Source organism: Streptomyces endophyticus (assembly GCF_035798155.1).
Lineage (GTDB): Bacteria > Actinomycetota > Actinomycetes > Streptomycetales > Streptomycetaceae > Streptomyces > Streptomyces endophyticus.
In genome coordinates, this window is sequence record NZ_JAOZYC010000137.1 from 48,725 (window position 1) to 69,907 (window position 21,183).

Genomic DNA, 21,183 nt, shown 5'->3' on the forward strand with positions numbered 1-21,183 from the left:
TTCCCGTGTGCCCCTTCACGTTGAGGAGACTTCGCATGCCCGGCACCACGACCCTTAACCGCCGCACCATGCTCCGCTGGGGTGTGGGCGCCGGGCTCGGCGTCGCCGCCGCGCCCCTGCTCGCCGCGTGCGGCGACGGCGGCACGGCCGCCAAGGCGGAGGCCAAGAGCGCCAAGCTGCTGCCTGCCACCGCCATCCGCAACATCGGCATCGAGGCCGACCTGCCCGGCACCGCCGCGGGCGTGCCCGCCGCCTTCCTGAAGTACCCCACCGAGATGGCCCGCGCCACCAAGGGCACCCCGCTCAAGGGGGCCAAGAAGATCACCGCGGTCACCGAGACCTTCGCCCCGCTGCCCCCGGAGCGCGGCAAGAACGTCGCCTGGCGGGAAATCGAGAAGCTGCTGGGCACCAAGGTCGACTTCACGGCCGTGCCGGCCGACGACTACCCGGCGAAGTTCTCCACCATGGTCGCCGGTGACCAACTCCCCGACATCTTCATGTACCCGGAGACCGGCGGCGTCGACAACAAGGCGGCCTTCCTCGCCTCCACCTGCGCGGACCTCACCCCGTACCTCGCCGGCGACAAGGTCAAGAAGTACCCCAACCTGGCGGCGATCCCCGAATACGCCTGGCAGGAGGCCATCTTCGGCGGCAAGCTCTACGGTGTCCCGATCGCCCGCTCCGGCAGCGGCGGTGCCGGGTTCTACCGCGCGGACCTGTTCAAGCAGGCGGGCGTGGACAGCCTCGACGACATCGACAGCCTGGAGCGGCTCGTCGAACTGGCCAAGGAGCTGACCGACACCAAGAAGAAGCAGTACTTCTTCACCGGTGGCAGCATGAACCTGCTCGCCATGTCGGCCGGTGCCCAGTACTTCTGGACGCACGACACCAAGTCCGGTGAGTGGACGTACCAGTTGGAGGACGAGGCCTACCGGCACGCCATCGAGACGGCAGCCAAGCTGTACAAGGCGGGCTGCTTCTACCCCGGCACGGTACAGATGTCGGGCGCCCAGAAGGCCCAGTACACCGACCTGTTCAAGAACGGGAAGGCCGCGTACGTGTACGACGGCATGCCCTCCTACCTCACCACCGGCACCGGGTACGTCGATGCGATGAGCGCCATCGACGAGTCCTTCGACGTCCGCCCGATGGTGCCCGTCGGCAAGGACGCGGTCGCCTGGAGCGACAACCCCGTGCTGGAGAACTGCCACATCACCAAGGCGGGCCGGGGCCGGGTCGAGGAGATCCTGCGGCTCGCCGACTTCGCCGCATCCCCCTTCGGCTCGCTCGAATACACCCTCATGAACTACGGCGTCGAGGGCACCGACCACAAGCGCGACAAGCACGGCACGCCCGTCCTCACCAAGCAGGGCACCCAGGACGTCACCGTGCCCTGGACCAAGTTGGCCTCGGCCGCGCCCGCGTTCTTCAGCGCGACACACCCCGAAGCGGCCCGCTACGCCCACGAGGCGTACACCAAGATCATTCCGATGCTGGCCGAGGACCCGACGCGCGGCTACACCTCGCCCACCTGGGACTCCAAGGGCGTCGGCAGCCTGTACACGATCCACCTCGACGGCGTGAAGGACCTCGTCACGGGGCGCAAGCCGCTCTCGTCCTACGACGCCCTCGTCAGGAAGTGGCGCAAGGCGGGCGGCGACACGTGCCGCGCCGAGTTCAAGCAGGCCGCCGAGCAGGGCGGGAAGAAGGGGGCCAAGTGAGCACCAGCAGACGTACGTTGCTCACCGCCGCCACCGGTGCGGCGGTCACCGTCCCCCTGTTCGGCGCCCCTGCACACGCCGCGGGCTTCGACCCCCGGCCCGGCTCCGACGGTGTCGGCGACCCGCTGTTCCCGACCCTCGGAAACGGCGGCTACCAGGTCGACCACTACGACCTCACCTTCGACTTCACCCCGGCCACCTACGACTTCACGGCCTCGGTGACCCTGCACGCCCGCGCCACCCACGACCTGTCGGCCTTCAACCTCGACACGGACGGACACACCATCGACTCCGTCACGGTCGAAGGACGCCAGGCGCGCACCGCCCTCACCCTCGGCCAGTCCGGCCAGGAACTGACCGTCACCCCGCAGGCCCCGCTCCACAAGGGCGCCCCGTTCACGACCACCGTCCGCTACCACGGCAACGGCAAGGCACTACGCGCCGGGCTCACCGGCTGGCGCTTCGGGACGGACGGTGGATTCGCCTCGGCGGTGCAGTCCTCGCGCGCGGACACCTTCCTGCCGTGCAACGACACCCCGTCCGACAAGGCCACCTGGGCCTTCCACATCACCGCGCCCAAGGGCTATGTCGCCGCGGCCAACGGTGAGTTGACGGGAAAGGACCGGAGCGGCGACGGCTCCACCGTGTGGCACTTCGCGCTGCGCGAGCGGATGCCCACCGAGCTGCTCGGCATCGCCGTCGTCAAGGGCACGTACCTGTACGGCAGTTCGCACACCGGCCTGCCGCTGCGGCACATCGTCCCGCAGGGCCGCGAGGACTTCTACGCGCCGATCGTCGCCCGCACCCCGGACCACCTGGCGTGGCTGGAGGCGAAGTTCGGCCCGTACCCGTTCTCCGTCTACGGCGTCCACATCTACGACGGGTACACCGACGCCCTGGAGAACACCACGCTCACCCTGATGGGCACCAACTGGTTCAAGGACGACGCGGCCGGCCACCCCACGTACGAGAACACCATGGTCCACGAGCTGACCCACCAGTGGTTCGGCGACAGTGTCACCCCGCACGACTGGCAGCAGGCCTGGCTCAACGAGGGGCCCGCGGTGTACTACGCGGCCCTCTACAGCGAGGAGCGGGGCTGGTCGCGGATGGCTGACAAGATGCAGGCCACGTACGAGAAGCTGGACGCGATCCGCGCGAGCGACGGCCCTCCGGGGCTGCCCAAGGCGCTCGGCGGCACCAATATCTACGACGGTGGGGCGCTGGTGCTTTACGCGCTGCGGCTCCATGTGGGGCAGAAGAAGTTCGACCGGGTGATGGGGTTGTGGCCGCGGCGCTTCAAGGACCGGACCGTCACCAGCGAGGACTTCATACGGCACGCCGTGGAGGTGACGGGGGAGCGAGGGGTCGATCGGTTCCTGCGGGACTGGTTGTTCGGGGTGAGGAATCCGCCGCTGACCGAGGTTGCCGATTAAGCCCCTCACATCAACGAGAGGAAGACACCGCATGAGATCGGCCATCCGCGCCACCGTCACGGCGTTACTGTCCGCCGCGGCGATGGGGCTCACCCTCCTGCCCGCACCCCGCGCGACCGCAGCCGACACGGCGGTCCTGCGTGCGGCGCCCCACGGCTCCGGCTCCGCCTGCACGCTCGATCACCCGTGTTCGCTGGAAGGCGCACGCGACGCCGCACGCACCCTCAGCGGCGACGACGTCCGCGTCGAACTCGCGGACGGCACCTACACGTTGAGCCGCCCGCTCGACCTCGGCGCCAAGGACTCCGGTGTCACCTGGGCCGCCGCCCCCGGCGCCCACCCCGTCCTCTCCGGAGGCCGCGCGATCACCGGCTGGTCCACCAACGACGACGGGACCTGGACCGCGCGGGTCCCGGAAGGTGTCACCCCGCGTCAGCTCTTCGTCGACGGCGTACGGGCCACCCGCGCGCGTGGCGACTCCTGTGCCGCCTCCGTGTGCGACGCCACCAAGACAGGTATGACCGGCGCCGAACGCACCGGCATCGACCAGTGGGCGCGGCCCACCGACGCCGAGGCCGTCATCCGGGTGCGCTGGCGCAACTACCACTGCCGGATCGCCTCCGTCAGCGGCGACCTCATGACGTTCGCCAAGCCCTGCTGGACCAACTCCTCCTCCGGCACCGGCCGCACGGGACCCGCCTGGGACACCACCACCGTCGACTCCAGCCGCTACGCGAAGGTGTCCTACTTCGAGAACGCCCGCGAACTCCTCGACAAGCCGGGCGAGTTCGTGTGGGACTCGTCCGCGCGCACCGTCACGTACCTGCCCCGAAAGGGCGAGAACCCGCGCCGCTCCCAGGCGATCACCCCCGCCACCGAAGGGCTCGTGAACCTCGACGGTGCCCACGACGTCCGCGTCACCGGCATTGGCTTCGCGTACGCCGCCTACCGGCAGCCCAGCACCGACGAGGGCTACGCGGGCACCCAGGCCGGACTGACACTCACCGGAGCCACAGGCCCCGTCGACCACGCCGGCCGCCACTACACGAAGCCCGCCGCCGCGCTCACCGTCCGCGGGGGCCGCGACGTGGTCGTCGACGACGCCTCCTTCACCCGGCTCGGCGGCGCGGGTGTGATCTTCGAGCGGGGCACCCAGGACTCCACCCTCACCCGCTCCCGGTTCACCGACCTGTCCTCCGGCGCCGCCTACATCGGTGACACCGAACCCAGGCCGACCGCCGAACTCACCGGCGCCCGCAACACGGTGTCGTACAACACCGTCCGACACACCGGCGTGGAGTACACGGACGCCGTAGGGATCTGGACGGGCTACGAGGCGGGCACCGTCATCGACCACAACACTCTTGAGGACCTGCCCTACTCCGGCATCTCCGTCGGCTGGGGCTGGAACCAGCCCGAGGTCCAGAAGTCCGTCCTGCGCGACAACCGCATCACGAACAACCGCATCACCAATGCCATGCGGGTCGAGTACGACCAGCACGACGGCGGCGCCATCTACACCCAGGGCGCCCAGCCCGGCACCGTGATCTCCGGGAACTACCTCAACCGCAGCGCGTACGGGAACACCGAGCGCGACGGCAACGGCATCTACCTCGACGAGCAGTCCAGCCACATCACCGTCACCCGCAACGTCCTGACCCGGCTCGGCTACAAGTGGGTCTCCAACTGGGCCGACTACGGCATCGACAACCACGCCACCGGTAACTGGACGGACACCGACGCCCCTGCCCTCGCAGGCACCGGCTCTACCATGACCGACAACCACGCCAAGCTTGACCGGCTGCCCGCCGAGGCGCTGAAGGTGGCCGGTTCGGCCGGCGCGAACCCGCACGGCACGGTCGAACAGCTCCGCCGCGACCTCGCCCGCACCGGCACCGCCACCCAGTCCTCCACGGACGGCACCGCCACCGCGGCACGCGCGATCGACGGTGACACCTCCACCGACACCCGCACACAGTCCGAGCCGGGCGCCTGGTGGCAGGTCGACCTCGGCGCCGTCCGGCACGTCGGCCAGGTCGAGGTCTGGAACGACGCGTCGACGTCGACAGCCGACTTCGACGTACAGCTCGCCACGTCGGCCGACTTCTCCGACGCCACCACCGCACACATCACGGGCAAGGCCCTGCACCCCACCCTCCTCGACACCAACGACGAGGCGCGCTATGTCCGCATCAAGCTGAAGGGGACCGGCCGGGTGGGGCTGAGCCACGTGCTGGTGCATCCCTGACGGGGGCGCGACCCCAACAGCGCTTAGGGTCAACCCATGGATCACGAACCCATGCGACGCGTCGCCGAGTTCCGCGAGACGTTCGACGGTTCGGCCGAGGCCGAACGTCCCGAACTGGCGGAACACCGGCGGACGTTGCTCACCGAAGAAGCCCGCGAAGCCGCCGAGGCCCTCACCGACCTCGCGAACGCCCTGCGGGCCGGCGACGATCCGGGCACCGCGTACCGGGCGTTGGCCAAGGAGCTGGCCGATGTCCTCTACGTCACGTACGGAGCCGCCGACGCGCTGGGGATCGACCTGCCGGCCGTCTTCACCGAGGTCCACCGGTCCAACATGAGCAAGCTCGACGCGGACGGCCGGGTCCTGCGCCGGGACGACGGCAAGGTGCTCAAGGGGCCCGGCTACCGGCCGCCGGTCCTGGACGACGTCGTCGAGTGGCCGCCGACCGGGTCCCCGGCATGACCGGACGAACGCCCGCCGGCCCACTGAACTTCGTCGTCGTCCTCACCGACGACCAGGGCCGCTGGGCCATGCCGCACCGCATGCCCGAGCTGCACATGCCGCACCTCGCGCGCCTCCAGGAAGACGCCGTGGAACTGGACCAGTTCTACTGCGCATCACCGGTCTGCTCCCCGGCCCGCGCGTCCCTGATGACGGGGCGGATGCCCTCGGCACACGGCGTACACGACTGGCTCGTCGGCGAACGCCACCCGGACGCCGAACCCGACCACTACCTGAACGGCCAACCCACCACACCAGAGGTCCTCGCCGACGCCGGCTACGCGTGCATGATGAGCGGCAAGTGGCATGTCGGCCACTCCCAGTGGCCCGCCCCCGGATTCACCGACTGGTACGCGCACCGCTACGGCGGAGGCCCCTACTACGACGCCCCCGTGTGGTCACCCGACGGCACACCCACCGCCCAAGAGGGCTACCTCACCCACGCCATCACCGACAACGCCGTCCGCTTCCTCCGCGAGCGGGACCGCGACCGCCCCTTCTACCTCCAGGTCAACTACACGGCCCCGCACGACCCGTGGATCGACAGCCACCCGGCGCGGTACCTCGACCGCTACGCCGACTGCGACTTCCCCTCCGTGCCCCGCGAACCACGCCACCCCTGGACGAACCCCCGGCGACGCGCCTTCCAGGCCGCGTTCGACGACCCGGTGCCACACCTCGCCGGCTACTGCGCCTCGCTCACCGCGGTCGACGACGGCCTGGCCGACCTGCGGGCCGAGCTGGAGGCCCAAGGCGTATGGGAATCCACGGTGTTGCTGTTCACCGCCGACAACGGGTTCTCCTGCGGACACCACGGCCTGTGGGGCAAGGGCAACGGCACCTTCCCCCTGAACTTCTGGGACAACTCCGTGCGCGTCCCCGCCGTCGCGCGCGTTCCTGGCGGCATGCGCGGCGTGAGCGACCGCCTGATCAGCGCGGCGTCCTGGCACGCCACCGTGTGCGAACTCGCCGGAGTCCGGGCGCCGGACGACCAGTGGGGAGTCAGCGAGTCGTTCGCCGACCTGCTGCGCGGACGCCCGGCGCCGCGGCCGGAGACGGTCGTCGTCCTCGCGGAGTACGGCCAGGGCCGGATGATCACCGACGGCCGCTGGAAACTCGTCGTACGCTCCGAGGGCCCCGGAGAGCTCTACGACCACACCGACGACCCGGACGAGCGCACCAACCTCTTCGACACACCCACCGCCCGCGGCACCCAACAGGACCTCACGGCCGCGCTGCACGACTGGTTCGCCCACCACGAACGCGCGGGCATGTCCGCCTACCACCACCGGGTCACCGGCCACGGTCAGGTCCATCCGCTGTCCCGGGGCCGCGACGACGAGGCCACGTACGTACAGGACGACGCCCCTTGAACCCGAGCAGGCCCCACTGAACCCGAGTCGGCCCCTCCGGACTCAGATCTTCGGCGGCTCCCCGGACCCGCCCGCGAGCTCCCACGCCGCGACGTCCTCGTAGCGCCTCGGCGTGGAGGCGTTCCCGGGGATGCTGGCGACCAGATGGAGGCGCAGTGAGCGCCAGCGGCGGCCGGTGAAGGCGTCGAGGGCGGCGGCCGCCTCCGGGACGGACGTCGTGTCGTGACGGCGGGCGCGGGCCAGCGTGAGGTGAGGACGCAACGGACGCTCCGGGAAGGCGACCCCGCACGCTCCGACCTGCTTCCGGACCGCTCCGGACAGCAGGTGCAGGCCGTCCAGGTCACCCTCCAGGCCGCTCCACAAGACACGGTCGTCGAAGTGGCCGCCGCCGCGCAGCGCCAGCTCGGGGGAGGGGTGGGTGGCCGCGAGGTCGCCGAGCGGCTGCCGGAGCCGCTGGATCGCCGCCATCGGCTGCTCGCCGAGGAACGCCAGCGTGATGTGCCAGTCCTCGATGCGATTCTGCCGCAGGCGGGGATGGGCCGCGTAGACCGGGCGCAGCGCGTGGGCCAGTTCCTCCTTCGCGTCGTCGGGCGGGGCGAGGGCGATGAACGCGCGCAGGGTGGCGGCGGGCTCGGGCGGTTCGGTCACGTGTGCCTTCGTGTGTGTCTCGGTCGGTGGGTGGAAGGGGCCGGGCGGGGTGAGGGCCCTGGTGGAAGGGCCCGGTCACTCCAGGATCTCGACGTACCCGTCCGCCCCGTGCACTCGGATCCGCTGGCCGTCCCGGATCAGCCGCGTGGCCCCGTCCACGCCGACGACCGCCGGCAGACCGTACTCGCGGGCGATCACCGCGCCGTGCGTCATCAGCCCGCCCACCTCCGTGACCAGGCCCGCGACGGCCACGAAGAGCGGCGACCAACTGGGGTCCGTGTAGGCCGTGACCAGGATGTCGCCCGCCTCCAGATCGGCCTCCGCCATGTCGAGGACGACGCGGGCCCGCCCCTCGATGGTCCCGGCGGACACCGGCAGGCCGATCAGCGCGCCGTCCGGCACGTCCTCGCGCCGGTACGTTCCGCTGACGGCCTCACCGTCCGAGGTGAGTACGCGCGGGGGCTTGAGCGACTGGTACGTACGGAAGTCGTCCCTGCGCTGCTCGATGAGCCGGCCGTCCGCCCGGTTCGCGCGCACGACCTCGTGGAGTTCCTGGAACGTCAGGTAGTGGATGTCCTCCGCGTCATCGAGCACGCCCGCTCGCACCAGCCGCCCCGCCTCCTCCAACAGTGCCCGCTTGTAGACGAAGTAGCGGCGGATGATGCCGTACTTGGGGTACTCGCGGTATCCGATGAAGGTGCGGACACGGTCGATCATCCGCTTGGTCTCATCGGCCTTCCCGGCCCCGTCCACAGGCAGGGCGCGCAGGCGGGACAGCACGTCCGCTTCCTTCTGGCGCGCCTTCTCAAGCCCCTCCTCGAACCGCCGCGCGGCTGCGCCCGGTTCGAAGTTCCGTACGTTGTCGAGGATCACCGGCACGAGCGTGGTGGGGCGTTCGCTCCAGCGCGGCCGCGTGATGTCGATCTCGCCGACGCAGCGCATGCCGTACCGGTCCAGGTAGGCCTCGAAGGCGCCGCGCGCCTCGGGTCCGCCGGCGCGCTTCGTCAGCTCGTCCAGGAAGGTGTCGTCCGCGAGTTGTCCGGCGCCCTGGAGGAAGGTCAGCACCTCCGGCAGCGGGCGGATCACGTCCGCGACGTCGAGCAGCGCGAGCCCCATCTCCGACGTGATGTTGCCGGGGGCGGACAGCGTGAGCGTGTCAGCGGCGTTCTTCTCACCCAGCCACTCGTACAACTTGTCGTTGAGCCACCATGTGGCCTCCATGCCCGCCATGATCGCCTGCATGCTCAGCCGGTCCCCGAGGGCCCGCTTGTGCTCCTCGAAGGCGTCGAGCAGAAAGTCGAACAGGGCAGGACCGGTCTTCGTCCGGATCTCGCGCTCCAGGGCGGCGATGGATTCCTGGCTGCGCTCGATCAGTCCGGTGACGATGGCCGGGTCGGTCTCGATGGGGGCGGGCGGACCGCTGTCGGCCGGTCGCGCGGCGGGGGCCGGGTCCGGGTCCGGGAGCGTCGGGACGAAGTCGCCGCGGTCAAGGACGGTTTCGAGGGCGTCCCTGATCAGCGGATCGCCCCTGCCGACGATGTCGAGGAGGCCCGCGCGGCTCGTCGGTGCGCCCAGCCGCCGGGTGGCGTCGACGAACAGCCGCCCGCCGGCCTCGTGCATCGGCGCCATCGCCGTCAACTGCCATACGGAGATGCCCAGCGGCCTCATCGCGTCGGTCATCATCTGCTGATGGCCGACGGAGAGGTAGACATGATTCTCCTGGTCGTCGCGCTCGGGAACCGGGAACAGCGTTGTGATCGGCCGGCTCTGCACGATCTGGAACTCGGCGTCGGCGTCGCCGCCACCGTCATCGGCGCCGCCACCGGTCAGGCACCATTCGATGTCCTGCGGTCGGCCGAAGTGCGCCTCGATGCGGCGCCCGAGCTCCACCAGCCGTACGACCTGGGCGTCGGTCAGCGACGGCTGTTCCTGCCGCCGCGCGTCGACCGTCACTTCCTCCGTGCCACCGCCCGGGAGCGCGTACACGGCAAGCTGCTTGGCGGCGATGGTGCGCTCGACGACCTCGCCGCCGCGCACCCGGAAGACGTCCGGGTTCACCAGGCCGGAGACCAGGGCCTCGCCGAGGCCGAAGCCGGCGTCCACGGTGGCGACCTTGCGGTTGCCCGTGACCGGGTCGGCCGTGAACAGGATGCCGGACGCCTCCGGGCACACCATCCGCTGCACGACCACGGCCATGTCGACCGTACGGTGATCGATGCCGGCCCGCTGACGGTAGGTCACGGCCCGCTCGGAGAACAGCGAGGCCCAGCACCGGCTGATGTGCTGGAGGATCGCCTCAGAACCGACGATGTTCAGGTACGTGTCCTGCTGGCCGGCGAAGGAGGCCGTCGGCAGGTCCTCGGCGGTGGCACTGGAGCGGACGGCGCAGGCGGTCCGCTCGCCAAGCCCGGAGAGCGCGCGGGTGATCCCGGCCGCGAGGTCGTCCGGCACACCGATCCCCTCGACGATCCGGCAGAGCTCCGCGCTGAGTGTCCGGATCGCCTCCCGGTCGTCCGGATCCGTGCGCGCCAGCCGGTCGAGCCGCTCGTCGAGCGACGGCGCGTCGGCCACGACCCGCCGGAAGGCACCCGTCGTCACGCAGAAACCGGCCGGCACCCGGACGCCCTCGATCCGCGCGAGCCCGCCCAGGTGCGCGCCCTTGCCGCCGACGACGGCGACGTGTGTCTCGTCGACCTCCTGCAGACCCACCACGTACTGCTCGCTCACTGCGCTGCCTCCCGGGGCGGCCGTCCGTTCGTGACAGCTCACTATGGATCACGTATGCCGGATCACGAATGGTGAATCCCGAATCACGAATTATGACTCCAGGGCCGCGCGGCGCAGGTGCGCGGCGAGCGCTTCGGCCGCGGGCGACGCGGCGCCGTCCTTCGCGCCCCAGGCCAGCAGATGGCGCCGACGGGCCCACGGGTCCTGCAACTCGCATACGTCGAGGGGGTGGTGGGGGTCGATCGCGCGACGCGGCACGACGGCGAGCCCGGCGCCCGCGGCGGCGAGGGAGACGAGGACGTTCAGGTCGGCGACTGTCGTGCGGTGGCGCACCACCGGCGCGTGCGGCCCGAGCCGCTTCTCGATCCAGCGGCGCAGCGAGGATCCGGCGTCGAGGCCGACGAGCGGGTGCTCGGCGACCTCGCTGTACGTCAGTGAGGTCCGCCCGCCGAGGACCCCGCCCGCCTGGCCGATCACGACGATGGAGTCATCGCCCAGGGGTTCCGTGCGCAGTCCGCTGTCGCTCGCCTCGTCGTCGATGACGACGCCCAGGTCCGCCTCGCCGTCGGCGAGCCTTCGTACGGTCTGTGGTGTGCGGCTCTCGGACACGGTGACGTCGGTGTCCGGATGGGCGCGGAGGAACGGGACCAGGGCCTGCGGCACGAGCCGGTGCATCGCGGATCCGCCGCCCAGCAGGGTGAGTTGGGCGATCGGGGACCGGGTGTAGCTGGCGACGGCGCTGTCGAGGCGCGCGGTCCTGTCGAGTACGTCGCGTGCGTGGCGGGCCAGCGTCGCCCCCGCGGGAGTGGGCCGTACGCCCCGGCGGCCGCGGATCAACAGCGTCACCCCGGCGTGGTGTTCCAGCGAGCGGACCCGGGCGCTGGCCGAGGGCAGGCTCAGGTGCATGCGCCGGGCGCCCGCCGTGATCGAGCCCTCCGTGACGATGTGAAGGAAGAGCCGCAGGTCGTCCAGGTCGTAGCGCACCGACACATCCTAGGCCGATCCTGGGCCACAGCCTTAGGGACAGGCTTAGGCTGGGAACGTCGATGACGCATTGTGGCGTCGATCGTCGATGGGTGATGCTCTGCGGGTGATGGAGCCCCTTCTTGTCCTGCTGGCCGGTGTCGCCGCCGGAGCCCTGAACGCCATCGGAGGCGGCGGAACCTTCGTGGCGCTGCCCGCGCTCGTCGCCGTCGGCCTGCCACCGGTGGTCGCGAACGCGGTGTCGCGGGTCGCCCTCGTACCCGGAGCGGTCGCCAGCGCGTGGGTCTACCGACGCGAACTCGCCCCCGTAGGAACCGCGTCCACCAAGGCGTTGACAGCGATCAGCGTGGTGGGCGGCGCGGTCGGAGCGGGTCTTCTGCTGGTGCTTCCGGCTGCCTCCTTCGACGCAGCGGTGCCGTGGCTGCTCGCGTTCGCGACGGTGGTCCTGGCCTTCGGTCGGCACCTTTCGAGTGCGCTGGGCCGCCCGGTCGGCATGAGTGCACGCACGGTCCTGATCGGACAGTTCTTCCTCGGTGTGTACGGCGGTTACTTCGGCGGAGCCGTAGGCATCCTGATGCTGGCCCTGTGGGGCATCGGCTTCGGACTCGACGCCGCGGCCGGCAATCCGATGCGGGTGACCCAGCTCGCTGCCATGTACCTCAGCGCGACCGTGCTCTTCCTCCTGGCCTCGGACGCGCTGACCGCTCCGCTGCTCCTCACGGCCATGCTGGTCGGCGCGGTGGCGGGCGGCTTCGCCGGCGCCCACCTGGCCCGCCGCCTCTCGGCCCGGCTGCTGCGGGGCGTCCTGCTGACGACAGCCGTGACCACGACCGTGCTGTATTTCCTACGGGGGTGACCATGTGGGCCGGGGGGTGTGTGGTGGGGGTGCCTTATGGCGGTCCCGTCCTCGGTTCGATAGAAACAGGAACCATGGAACCCCGTCCCACCGGATACACGCCCGCGGCATACGGCGCGGTCACCGTGCTCGTCGGCGCCCGCAACGGCGCCTATCCGTACGCCAATTCGCTGCTCGTACGCGGCACGAGTGCCTCGCTGGTCGTCGACCCCTCGCTGTCGCTCGTCGACGACGCGCCGCCCGCGGACCTGGTCCTGGTGAGCCACGCCCACGAGGACCACATCGCCGGCCTCGGACGCTACGAAGTGCCGGTGCATGTGCACCACGGCGACCTCGACGCGCTGCGCTCGCGCGCGGCACTCGTCTCGGCGCTCGGACTGCCGCCGGACACGGTCGACGCCGTCGACGCGGCGATGCGGGACGAGTTCTACGTAGCGGGCCGCCTGGACGCGCAGGCGTTCAAGGACGGTGCCGTGTTCGACCTGGGAGGGCGGACCGTGACCGTCGTCCACCTCCCCGGACACACCGCGGGCCACAGTGGATTCCTGGTCGAACCGGACGGCTTCCTGTTCGTCGCGGACATCGACCTGACGTCGTTCGGCCCGTACTACGGCGACGTGGGCAGCAGCCTCGTCGACTTCGAGACATCGATGCGGCGGTGTGCGGAGATCGACGCCCGCTGGTACGGCACCGCCCACCAGAAGGGTGTGATCGAGGGAGCGGCGGAGTTCCGTCGCCGGCTCGGCGCGTACGCCGGTGTGGTGGAGAAGCGCGACGCCGAACTGCTGGCCTTCCTGAGCGAGCCGCACACACCGGACGAGATCGCCGACCACCGGCTGGTGTACCGCCCGCATGTCGAGGGGCCGCAGATCCGGCCCGTGGAACTGCGCACGGCGCGGCGGCACTTGGACCGGCTGATGGGGCAGGGGCGGGTGGAGGAAGTGGAGAACGGGCGCTTCCGTGCCGCGTAGGGGCGCGGCACGGAGGGAGGTTCTCGGCGCCTCACGGACTCAGACCAGCGCCGCGACCAGCACGGCGAACGCGGCGACGATGACGGCGACGCGGATGTAGTGGTAGCGGTCCCAGCGGCTCATCTGCTCCTTCCAGTCCGCGGGCCGGTTCTCGGCGGTCCACGTCTTGCCCTGGTTGTTGATGGGGACGAGCAGCAGGAGCGACATGACCACGCTGACGATCAGCAGCGCGCCGGCGATGACGACGAGGCCCGCGCCGTCGTCCCCCCACCCCGCGACGGCCCAGATCGCGATGAGGACGAGCGACCCGATGTACCAGAACGGCATCACGGCGCCGAGCATCCGGCCCCCGTGGGAGCGGGCCTGCTGATTGGCGTCGTCGGGGAGGCCGCTGAAGATCGGGTTCATGACGAAGGCGACAGAGAACTCCACCCCCACCATCACGCCGAGAACCACGGTGGTGAAGACCTCAAGTGCGTTGATCATGGTGCCCCCTCCTGAGATATCTAGCGGTGCTAGATGATGGGGCAACGCTAGCGCTGCTGCCGCTCGATTGTCTAGCGGTGCTAGGATCGGGTCATGTCGGTACAGGAACGCAAGGAGCGCGAACGCGCGAGCCGCGAGCGCCTCATCGTGGCGACGGCCCGCGAACTCGCCGAGCAGCAGGGCTGGGACGCGGTCACCACGCGGAAGCTGGCCGAGCGCATCGAGTACAGCCAGCCCGTCCTCTACAGCCACTTCCGCGGCAAGCGGGAGATCATCGGCGCCGTCGCCCTCGACGGTGCCGCCGAGCTGGCCGTGGCGCTGCGGGCCGCGACCGCCGCCGCGGACGGCCCGCGCGCCCGGGTTACCGCCCTGGCCCGCGGCTACCTCGATTTCGCCGAGCGGAACCCGGCGGTCTACGACGCCCTGTTCCAGCTCGACGGCGGCCTGGCGTTCGCGCAGGAGGACACCCCGGAACCCCTCAAGGATGCCTTCGCCGCTCTGTTGGAGTGCCTCGGCGAGGTCGCGGGGGAGGGCGTCCACCCGGGCGTTTTCACCGAGCTGTTCTGGGCCTCCCTGCACGGCCTCGCGACCTTGACCAGAGCGGGACGACTGCCGCGTGCGTTCGCCGAACAGAGGGTGGAGCTACTGGTGGACCGGCTCGCCGTGGTCTGACGGCTCGCGGAACTGACGGCTCGCGGAACAACGTGACCACTGTGTGAAGGCGGCCGGGGAGTCCGGTGCAGTTCGTCAACTGGGTGCTGTGTGGCGGAACATGGCGGATCGCGGCTCGTTACGTCCGGTGAGACCGGCTGCGGCACCTGTCGCGTGATGAGCGTACGGGGGAGTGCACACCCCGCAGCCGGCCTCTTCCCCTCCGGCCCGGCCCCGCTTCCTCGAACCAGCGGGGCCGGGCCGTCCCTGTTCCGGCCCCGCTGGGAGCGGGAAGATCAGGACGCCGTCGCCGCCGCGTCGAGGTGGGCCCGCTCCCCGTCCACGTACGAGGCGAGAACGGTGATGTCGGAGATCTTCTCCGGGGGCACGGCGAGGAGGTCGTCGGCGAGGACCGTGAGGTCGGCCTTCATGCCTGGCGCGATGCGCCCGCGCTCGTGTTCGGCGCCGATCGACCGCGCGGAGTGGGTCGTGTATCCCTCCAGAGCCATCAGAGGGGTCAACGCCTGCTCGGGCTGGATCGGTGCCACGTCCGCCCGCGCCGCCGGACGCCGGAGGATCGCGTCGACCATCATGGCGCGAGGGTCGAACGGGGTGATGGGCCAGTCCGACCCCAGGGCGAGCGTCGCGCCGCCGTCCCGGAGGTCGCGGCAACGCCAGCCCTGTGCGGCCCGTGCCGCGCCGAGCCGCTCGGACCAGTTGTCGCTGCGGTCGGCCCGTGTGTGGTGGGTGCCGTGGATGGGCTGCATGCTCGCAGCGACACCCGACCGCACGAATCGCTCGACGGTGTCGTCCGGCACGGTCTCGATGTGCTCGATGCGGTGCGCGGCGCTGGTCGCCGTGTCGCCCAGCGCCCCCAACGCGTCGAGGACGAACGCGACTCCGCGGTCGCCGATGGCGTGCGTGCAGGTCGCGATGGAGCGCGTCGCGAAGTACGCCAAGGCGCGCTCGTAGTCCCCGGGGTCGGTCCACACGGAGGCGGTTCCTTGACCGTGGGAGTCCGGCCTGGACAGCCACGCCGAACCGTTGTCGATGGTCCCGTCGATGAAGAACTTCACACCCTCCACGTGCCACCGTCGGCCGTGAAGTCCCTGCCAGGAGGCGAGACGTTGCCAGTCGTCCTCTGTCGACCCCGCGGGCACCCATGGAGACAGGCGCAAGCGGACGGGGAGCGGCTGCTTCGCCTCGGCGGACTCCAGGACGGGGATGTGGTCCGGGTCGAAGTCCAGGACGTGATTGCCGGTGAGGCCGGTGCCGGCCATCGACCGGAGAACCGAGAGCAGCGCCTCCACGCGCTCGTCGTGGCCGAGCGGCGGAATGTGTGCCTCGGCCAGCGCCACGGCGCTGGACTCCACCAAATACCCGGTCGGTACGCCGGTGTCGTCCGTGGCGACACGGGACGCGTCACCGAACGTCTCCCGACCCGTTATCGAACAGGCCCGCAGGGCCGCCGAGTTGACGATGGCGGAATGTGCGTCACGCATCCGAAGGAACACGGGGGTGTCGGGCGTCGCCTCGTCGAGGACGCGTCCGGTGAACCCGCTCTCGTTGAAGAGGTTCGGGTCGAGGCCCCATCCCAGCACCCACCCGCACGTACGGTCCCGCCCCGCCTCCGCGGCGACGCGGGCCACCACTTCCTGGATCGGGCCCACGTCCGTCAGGTCCAGGCCTCGCGCGATCGACATCCCGGAGACGGTGTGGGTGTGCGAGTCCGTCAGGCCCGGGACGACGGTCGCTGCGCCGTAGTCGTGGACGACCGTCGAAGGCCCGATCCGGGGGCTCAACTCCTGGGCGGTTCCGACCGCCGTGATGGTGTCTCCGGTCAGGGCGATGGCGGCCTCGGTCAGGGGCGGCTCGTCGTTGAGCGTGTGAATCGTCCCGGCGAGGACGACGGTGTCGGCGAAGTGCACGTGGAATCCGATCGATTCGAAGAGGGGCGGAGGGGGAGAGGGGCGGAGAGGGGCGGAGGGCCGGGAGTGGGCCGGGGTCAGGATGCGACCGCGTCCGGTGCTGCCACCGGGTGTTCGGGCCCGCGGGGTTCCGGTTCAAGTCCCCGGTGGCGGCGGGCGATCGACACGAGCGTCGCGCCGAAGAGCAGGCTGGGCACCGCGACGAGCAGCGCGTAGCCCCACGCCGGGATGAGCGTGATCAAGTGGCTGCCGACGAACGGGGCCGCGCCGATCCCGACGACGTAGACGCTGTTGACGAGGGAACCCGTCCGCCCGGTGGAGTCGAGGGCCGACGCCATGCCGAGGACGAGGGCGAGCGCGGCGGCGTACAGGATGCCCCACAGGACCAGGGCGACGCCGAACACGGCGGGGCCCGGCGCCAGGGTGATGGTGACCTTGGCGAGGGTGCTCACCAGGACGATGATCATCAGCGCCGCGGCGCGCCCCAGGCGACGCATGACGAACGGCGCCGCGAGTGCCCCGAGCAGGCCGCCCGCCACCTTGGCCGCGAGGAGCGGGCCGAGCCCCGATGCCGGAACACCGGCGTGCTCGGAGAGCGGAGCGGCCATCGTGTACACCATGTCCTCGGTCAGTGACCAGCAGCCCATCGAGACCGCCAGGACCACGGCGGTGACGGCGAGTCGGGTCCCCGCGGGCCGGACGCCGAGCCCCTGATCGCCGGGCACGGAGTCGTCGAAGGCGGGTGAAGTGGTGCCGGAGACCGTCGAGTTGGGAAGACCGCCCGCGAGCGGGAATCCGACCACGCCGATGAGGGCCAGGACGGTCAGGATGGCCCGCAGGTCGGTGCCGAAGAGCGGGGCCGCCGCGAGCAGGGCCGTGGCGAAGACCCGGTTCAGGACCGTCGTCAACGTGACCGTGCGGTCCGGACTCGTGGTCGCGGCGCTCGCCGCCATCGCCGCGGCGGAGACCGCGCCGCAGCCCAGCCCGCCGACCGCGAACCCGACCACCACGAGCGCCGGCGTCATCGTCACCGCGCCGAGTCCGAAGCCGGCCGCGATGAGCAGGAGGCCCACGCGGGCGACGAGCGGGCGGTCGCTGCGCGCGATGATCGCGGTGACGGCGAACATGCCGACGACCGTGCCCCCGGTCATGGCGGTCATCGTCGATCCGGCCTCCTCGATGGAGAAGCCCAGGGAGGCCTGAAGGGCGGCGATGATCACCGGCACCATGTTGGCGACCATCAGCGACAGGACGCCGGTGCCGACGAAGCCCAGGACGGTACGGCGGGTCAAGGCGGCTGGGTGGCGGGAGAGTTGGGGCACGGAACACCTCGTTGTGTCGACGCTCTGCCGATATGCCGAATCGATTCGGCACGGTGGATGAGTGTGCACCTGAGTCGGCTCGCGGCACAAGGGGTGAGGGGCGAGCGGCGCTGCCGCTCGCGGCTCACTTAGGGTGTGGCGCATGAACCCGCGCACTGTGACGCTCATCGACGTCGCCCGTCGGGTCGGCCTGTCCCGCACCACGGTCTCGGAGGCCCTGAGTGGCAAGGGGCGGGTGTCCGACGAGACCCGCGAGCGGGTCAGGGCGGCGGCGGACGAACTGGGTTACGTGGGCAACCGGCTCGCCCGGCAGTTGCGCACCCGCAGCATCGGAGCCATCGGGTACCACGGTCCGCTGGAGGCCCGTGACCTGGAGTTCTACATGCGCTTCGCGTTCGGTGTCGCGGGGGAGGCGCTGACGTGGGGCGTGGACACGGTGCTGATGGTCGGCGAGGACTCGCTCTCGAGCGGACGGCAGCTCGGTGGCGTGATCGCCGTGGACCCGGGAGTCGACGATCCGGTGGTCACGGCGCTGATCCGCGCGCAGGTCCCCGTCGTGGCGGTCGGCCGCTACGAGTCGTCCGAAGGGCTTCGGGCCGCCGTCACGCTGGAGGCGCGCCACGCCGAACTGCAGAAGGACCTGCTGGAACGCCTCGGGCGCAAGGGGTGTCGCCGCTTCGAACTCTGGGGCATGTCAGCGGACATCACGTCTGCCTTCGTGTCCGATGCCCAGCATGTGTTCGAGGCCTGGACGTCGAAGGGCGGGCCTTCCGGCCTGTCCGGAGCGACGCGCACGTTCGCCAAGAACCCGACGCCCGAGTCGGTCCAGCGGGCGGTGCGCGAGGCCCTCGACCGGGGGGTGGACGCCATCGTGTGCGGCGTCCAGGGACTCGCGACCCAGGCGGAACAGGCTCTGGCGCAGGTCGGCGACTCCGCGGGGCGCGCGGGCATCGCGGTCGCCTCCTTCGCCTCCGACCCGCCCCTCGCGACGGGCCCCGTCATCGACCTGTCACCGCGCGAGTACGGCGCGACGGCGGCCCGCCTGTTGTCCGACGCGATGGCCGAGCCCCCGGTCGGCGCGCACGTCTGGTTCGAGGGCGGGCGCCTCGTCGATCCGCAGGGCTGGGGCCAACGGGCGTAGCCGTGCGGCACCTTGGCGGCCCGCCCGCTCCACCCGCTCCTCGCCCGTTGTGCGATTCAGCGGGCCAGCGGGTCGTCGCTCAGTGCGGTCCGCGGGGTCGGAGCCGGGGCGATGGTGCGGTACGCGGCCCGGGCGTGGGTCAGGCGGGCCCACAGTGTGCCGACGAGGGTGGCGGTCAGGAGACAGGTCAGCCAGAGCGTGTCACGGTGGCCGATCCAGCTGAGCGTGCCCGCGGGCGGTATCGCGAAGCCGTTGAGGAACAGCCAGCACAGCACGGCGGTGCCGGGCGCCGCGGTGAACCTGGCGCAGAAGCCGAGGCCCGCGGCGAGCAGGGCGAGCGCGGTGAGTGCGAGCCAGGGGCGGCCCGGTCCGAGGAACGTGTTGATGAGCGCCACGAGCAGCAGGGCGGTGCCGCCGGTCACCGCCCACACCAGCGGCGTGGCCACGGGCCGGGGGACGGGACGCGGTCCGGTGCTCTCGATGGACACCCACTTGATCACGCGCGCTTCCTTCCCGCCGGCTTCGGACGCCAGGGTTGTATTGTCCCTCACTGCTCCTCGCCCCCGGAAGTCCCGGTTCAAGTGGTCGGAATCGAGTGATACATGGCTATTTGTTCAGGGCGATGGCGCGGGTGTGCGGGCCCGCGCCGTCCGGAATTCGGATGGCACTGGTCAAGGCGTTTACGTGCGCGTAACACTTGCCCTGTCCCACGCACGGCAATGGCGCCGCGCGCTCATCGAACGACCGGACCCGAGCGAGCCGCACCCGCAGGGAGATGGCGACTGCCGAGCCCGAAAGGCTTTCAGTGACGACGCGATCCAACACGCAGGACACCCTCGGCAACCTTCTCGCCGAGATCGAAAAGCGAAACCCCGCGCAGCCCGAGTTCCACCAGGCCGTGCACGAGGTCCTCGAGACCCTCGCGCCGGTTCTCCAGGCCCGCCCCGAGTACGCCGAGGCCGCCCTCGTGGAGCGGCTGTGCGAGCCCGAGCGGCAGGTCATGTTCCGGGTGCCGTGGCAGGACGACCGTGGCCGGGTCCACGTCAACCGCGGGTTCCGCGTCGAGTTCAACAGCGCGCTCGGCCCGTACAAGGGCGGCCTGCGCTTCCACTCGTCGGTCAACCTCGGTGTCATCAAGTTCCTGGGCTTCGAGCAGATCTTCAAGAACGCGCTGACCGGTCTCGGCATCGGAGGCGGCAAGGGCGGCAGCGACTTCGACCCGCACGGGCGCAGCGACGCCGAGGTCATGCGGTTCTGCCAGTCCTTCATGACGGAGCTGTACCGGCACATCGGTGAGCACACCGACGTCCCCGCGGGTGACATCGGTGTGGGCGGCCGCGAGATCGGCTATCTCTTCGGTCAGTACCGGCGCATCACCAACCGCTGGGAGTCCGTCCTCACGGGCAAGGGGCAGGGCTGGGGCGGCTCGCTGATCCGCCCGGAGGCGACCGGGTACGGCAACGTCCTGTTCGCCGAGGCCATGCTGCGCGAGCGCGGCGAGGACCTGGAGGGGCAGACGGTCATCGTGTCGGGCTCCGGCAACGTCGCCATCTACACCATCGACAAGCTGCACGCCCTCGGTGCGAACCCGGTCACCTGCTCGGACTCCTCCGGGTACGTCGTGGACGAGAAGGGCATCGACCTCGAACTGCTCAAGCAGATCAAGGAGGTTGAGCGGGGGCGCGTCGACGCGTACGCCGAACGCCGCGGCACCTCCGCCCGGTTCGTGCCCGGCGGGAGCGTCTGGGACGTCGCCGGTGACGTGGCGCTGCCGTCGGCCACGCAGAACGAGCTGGACGAGAACGCCGCCACCGCGCTCATCCGCAACGGCGTCAAGGCGGTGTCCGAGGGCGCGAACATGCCGACGACGCCCGAGGCCGTGCACCTGCTCCAGAAGGCGGGCGTCGCCTTCGGGCCCGGCAAGGCGGCCAACGCGGGCGGCGTCGCCGTCAGCGCGCTGGAGATGGCGCAGAACCACGCCCGTACTTCGTGGACCGCGCAGCGGGTCGAGGACGAGCTGGCGCACATCATGAAGGACATCCACGCCACCTGCCACGAGACCGCCGAGCGCTACGGCGCCCCCGGTGACTACGTGACCGGCGCGAACATCGCGGGCTTCGAGCGCGTCGCCGACGCGATGCTGGCGCAGGGCGTCATCTGAGGTCAGGCCGGATACCCCGGCTACGGGAC

The 21,183-nt window shown here is 70.8% G+C and carries 17 protein-coding genes; 10 read left to right on the forward strand and 7 right to left on the reverse strand.

Features of this window, described 5'->3' with window-relative positions:
• The first annotated feature begins 35 nt into the window (after positions 1 to 35).
• The 5 genes from OKJ99_RS25680 to OKJ99_RS25700 are packed head-to-tail and all read left to right on the forward strand — an operon-like array spanning position 36 to position 7,279.
• Positions 36 to 1,721 carry a type 2 periplasmic-binding domain-containing protein gene (locus OKJ99_RS25680; protein ID WP_326019893.1) on the forward strand — a complete coding sequence of 562 codons (1,686 nt, stop codon included), beginning with the start codon at positions 36 to 38 and terminating at the stop codon, positions 1,719 to 1,721.
• Positions 1,718 to 3,157 carry a M1 family metallopeptidase gene (locus tag OKJ99_RS25685; RefSeq protein WP_326019894.1) on the forward strand — a complete coding sequence of 480 codons (1,440 nt, stop codon included), beginning with the start codon at positions 1,718 to 1,720 and terminating at the stop codon, positions 3,155 to 3,157. Before OKJ99_RS25680 ends, OKJ99_RS25685 begins: the two co-directional genes overlap by 4 nt.
• A gap of 31 nt (positions 3,158 to 3,188) precedes the next feature.
• A complete protein-coding gene (locus tag OKJ99_RS25690; protein ID WP_326019895.1) occupies positions 3,189 to 5,405 on the forward strand; it encodes a galactose-binding domain-containing protein in 2,217 nt (738 codons plus the stop codon).
• A gap of 36 nt (positions 5,406 to 5,441) precedes the next feature.
• Positions 5,442 to 5,867 (forward strand): pyrophosphohydrolase domain-containing protein, encoded by a 426-nt coding sequence (locus OKJ99_RS25695; RefSeq protein WP_326019896.1) that lies wholly within the window; start codon positions 5,442 to 5,444, stop codon positions 5,865 to 5,867.
• Positions 5,864 to 7,279 carry a sulfatase-like hydrolase/transferase gene (locus tag OKJ99_RS25700; RefSeq protein WP_326019897.1) on the forward strand — a complete coding sequence of 472 codons (1,416 nt, stop codon included), beginning with the start codon at positions 5,864 to 5,866 and terminating at the stop codon, positions 7,277 to 7,279. The genes OKJ99_RS25695 and OKJ99_RS25700 overlap by 4 nt, the downstream gene beginning before the upstream one ends.
• Before the next feature lie 42 nt (positions 7,280 to 7,321).
• Here the strand turns inward: OKJ99_RS25700 and thpR are convergent, their stop codons facing one another.
• The 3 genes from thpR to OKJ99_RS25715 all read right to left on the reverse strand — a co-directional run bounded on the left by thpR (position 7,322) and on the right by OKJ99_RS25715 (position 11,638).
• Positions 7,322 to 7,927: an RNA 2',3'-cyclic phosphodiesterase gene (gene thpR, locus OKJ99_RS25705; protein WP_326019898.1), complete on the reverse strand. Its 606-nt coding sequence runs from the start codon at positions 7,925 to 7,927 to the stop codon at positions 7,322 to 7,324.
• A gap of 75 nt (positions 7,928 to 8,002) precedes the next feature.
• Complete coding sequence (gene rph / locus OKJ99_RS25710) at positions 8,003 to 10,654, reverse strand: rifamycin-inactivating phosphotransferase (RefSeq protein ID WP_326019899.1); 2,652 nt, start codon at positions 10,652 to 10,654, stop codon at positions 8,003 to 8,005.
• Positions 10,655 to 10,744: 90 nt separating this feature from the next.
• On the reverse strand, positions 10,745 to 11,638 hold the full coding sequence (locus OKJ99_RS25715; protein WP_326019900.1) for a LysR family transcriptional regulator: 894 nt from the start codon (positions 11,636 to 11,638) through the stop codon (positions 10,745 to 10,747).
• Positions 11,639 to 11,744: 106 nt separating this feature from the next.
• Between OKJ99_RS25715 and OKJ99_RS25720 the strand changes: the two genes are divergently transcribed.
• Both OKJ99_RS25720 and OKJ99_RS25725 read left to right on the forward strand, forming a co-directional pair.
• Positions 11,745 to 12,494 carry a sulfite exporter TauE/SafE family protein gene (locus tag OKJ99_RS25720; RefSeq protein ID WP_326019901.1) on the forward strand — a complete coding sequence of 250 codons (750 nt, stop codon included), beginning with the start codon at positions 11,745 to 11,747 and terminating at the stop codon, positions 12,492 to 12,494.
• Between the two features lie 74 nt (positions 12,495 to 12,568).
• The gene (locus OKJ99_RS25725) at positions 12,569 to 13,465 is read left to right on the forward strand and encodes an MBL fold metallo-hydrolase (protein WP_326019902.1); all 897 of its coding nucleotides are present in this window, start codon (positions 12,569 to 12,571) and stop codon (positions 13,463 to 13,465) included.
• Between the two features lie 39 nt (positions 13,466 to 13,504).
• Here OKJ99_RS25725 and OKJ99_RS25730 read toward each other — a convergent pair whose 3' ends face one another.
• A complete protein-coding gene (locus tag OKJ99_RS25730) occupies positions 13,505 to 13,951 on the reverse strand; it encodes a DUF1772 domain-containing protein (protein ID WP_326019903.1) in 447 nt (148 codons plus the stop codon).
• A 93-nt stretch (positions 13,952 to 14,044) separates the two neighbouring features.
• Here OKJ99_RS25730 and OKJ99_RS25735 point away from each other — a divergent pair, with 93 nt between their 5' ends.
• A complete protein-coding gene (locus tag OKJ99_RS25735) occupies positions 14,045 to 14,623 on the forward strand; it encodes a TetR/AcrR family transcriptional regulator (RefSeq protein WP_326019904.1) in 579 nt (192 codons plus the stop codon).
• Between the two features lie 275 nt (positions 14,624 to 14,898).
• Here OKJ99_RS25735 and OKJ99_RS25740 read toward each other — a convergent pair whose 3' ends face one another.
• Together OKJ99_RS25740 and OKJ99_RS25745 are read right to left on the reverse strand one after the other, a co-directional pair.
• Positions 14,899 to 16,530 carry an amidohydrolase gene (locus OKJ99_RS25740; protein WP_326019905.1) on the reverse strand — a complete coding sequence of 544 codons (1,632 nt, stop codon included), beginning with the start codon at positions 16,528 to 16,530 and terminating at the stop codon, positions 14,899 to 14,901.
• A 77-nt stretch (positions 16,531 to 16,607) separates the two neighbouring features.
• Positions 16,608 to 17,822: an MFS transporter gene (locus OKJ99_RS25745; RefSeq protein ID WP_326019906.1), complete on the reverse strand. Its 1,215-nt coding sequence runs from the start codon at positions 17,820 to 17,822 to the stop codon at positions 16,608 to 16,610.
• A gap of 172 nt (positions 17,823 to 17,994) precedes the next feature.
• Between OKJ99_RS25745 and OKJ99_RS25750 the strand changes: the two genes are divergently transcribed.
• Positions 17,995 to 18,993, forward strand: coding sequence for a LacI family DNA-binding transcriptional regulator (locus OKJ99_RS25750; protein WP_326019907.1), 999 nt, complete (start codon positions 17,995 to 17,997; stop codon positions 18,991 to 18,993).
• 56 nt (positions 18,994 to 19,049) lie between these two features.
• Here the strand turns inward: OKJ99_RS25750 and OKJ99_RS25755 are convergent, their stop codons facing one another.
• Positions 19,050 to 19,493 (reverse strand): hypothetical protein, encoded by a 444-nt coding sequence (locus OKJ99_RS25755; protein ID WP_326019908.1) that lies wholly within the window; start codon positions 19,491 to 19,493, stop codon positions 19,050 to 19,052.
• 305 nt (positions 19,494 to 19,798) lie between these two features.
• Between OKJ99_RS25755 and gdhA the strand changes: the two genes are divergently transcribed.
• Positions 19,799 to 21,154, forward strand: coding sequence for an NADP-specific glutamate dehydrogenase (gene gdhA / locus OKJ99_RS25760; protein WP_326019909.1), 1,356 nt, complete (start codon positions 19,799 to 19,801; stop codon positions 21,152 to 21,154).
• The last annotated feature ends 29 nt before the right edge of the window (positions 21,155 to 21,183 follow it).

Bases quoted from the DNA above. Each gene is read 5' to 3' on its own strand.
- OKJ99_RS25680 (WP_326019893.1), top strand. From the start codon at position 36: ATGCCCGGCACCACGACCCTTAACCGCCGCACCATGCTCCGCTGGGGT.
- OKJ99_RS25690 (WP_326019895.1), top strand. From the start codon at position 3,189: ATGAGATCGGCCATCCGCGCCACCGTCACGGCGTTACTGTCCGCCGCG.
- OKJ99_RS25695 (WP_326019896.1), top strand. From the start codon at position 5,442: ATGGATCACGAACCCATGCGACGCGTCGCCGAGTTCCGCGAGACGTTC.
- OKJ99_RS25700 (WP_326019897.1), top strand. From the start codon at position 5,864: ATGACCGGACGAACGCCCGCCGGCCCACTGAACTTCGTCGTCGTCCTC.
- OKJ99_RS25725 (WP_326019902.1), top strand. From the start codon at position 12,569: ATGGAACCCCGTCCCACCGGATACACGCCCGCGGCATACGGCGCGGTC.
- OKJ99_RS25730 (WP_326019903.1), bottom strand. From the start codon at position 13,951: ATGATCAACGCACTTGAGGTCTTCACCACCGTGGTTCTCGGCGTGATG.
- OKJ99_RS25735 (WP_326019904.1), top strand. From the start codon at position 14,045: ATGTCGGTACAGGAACGCAAGGAGCGCGAACGCGCGAGCCGCGAGCGC.
- OKJ99_RS25750 (WP_326019907.1), top strand. From the start codon at position 17,995: ATGAACCCGCGCACTGTGACGCTCATCGACGTCGCCCGTCGGGTCGGC.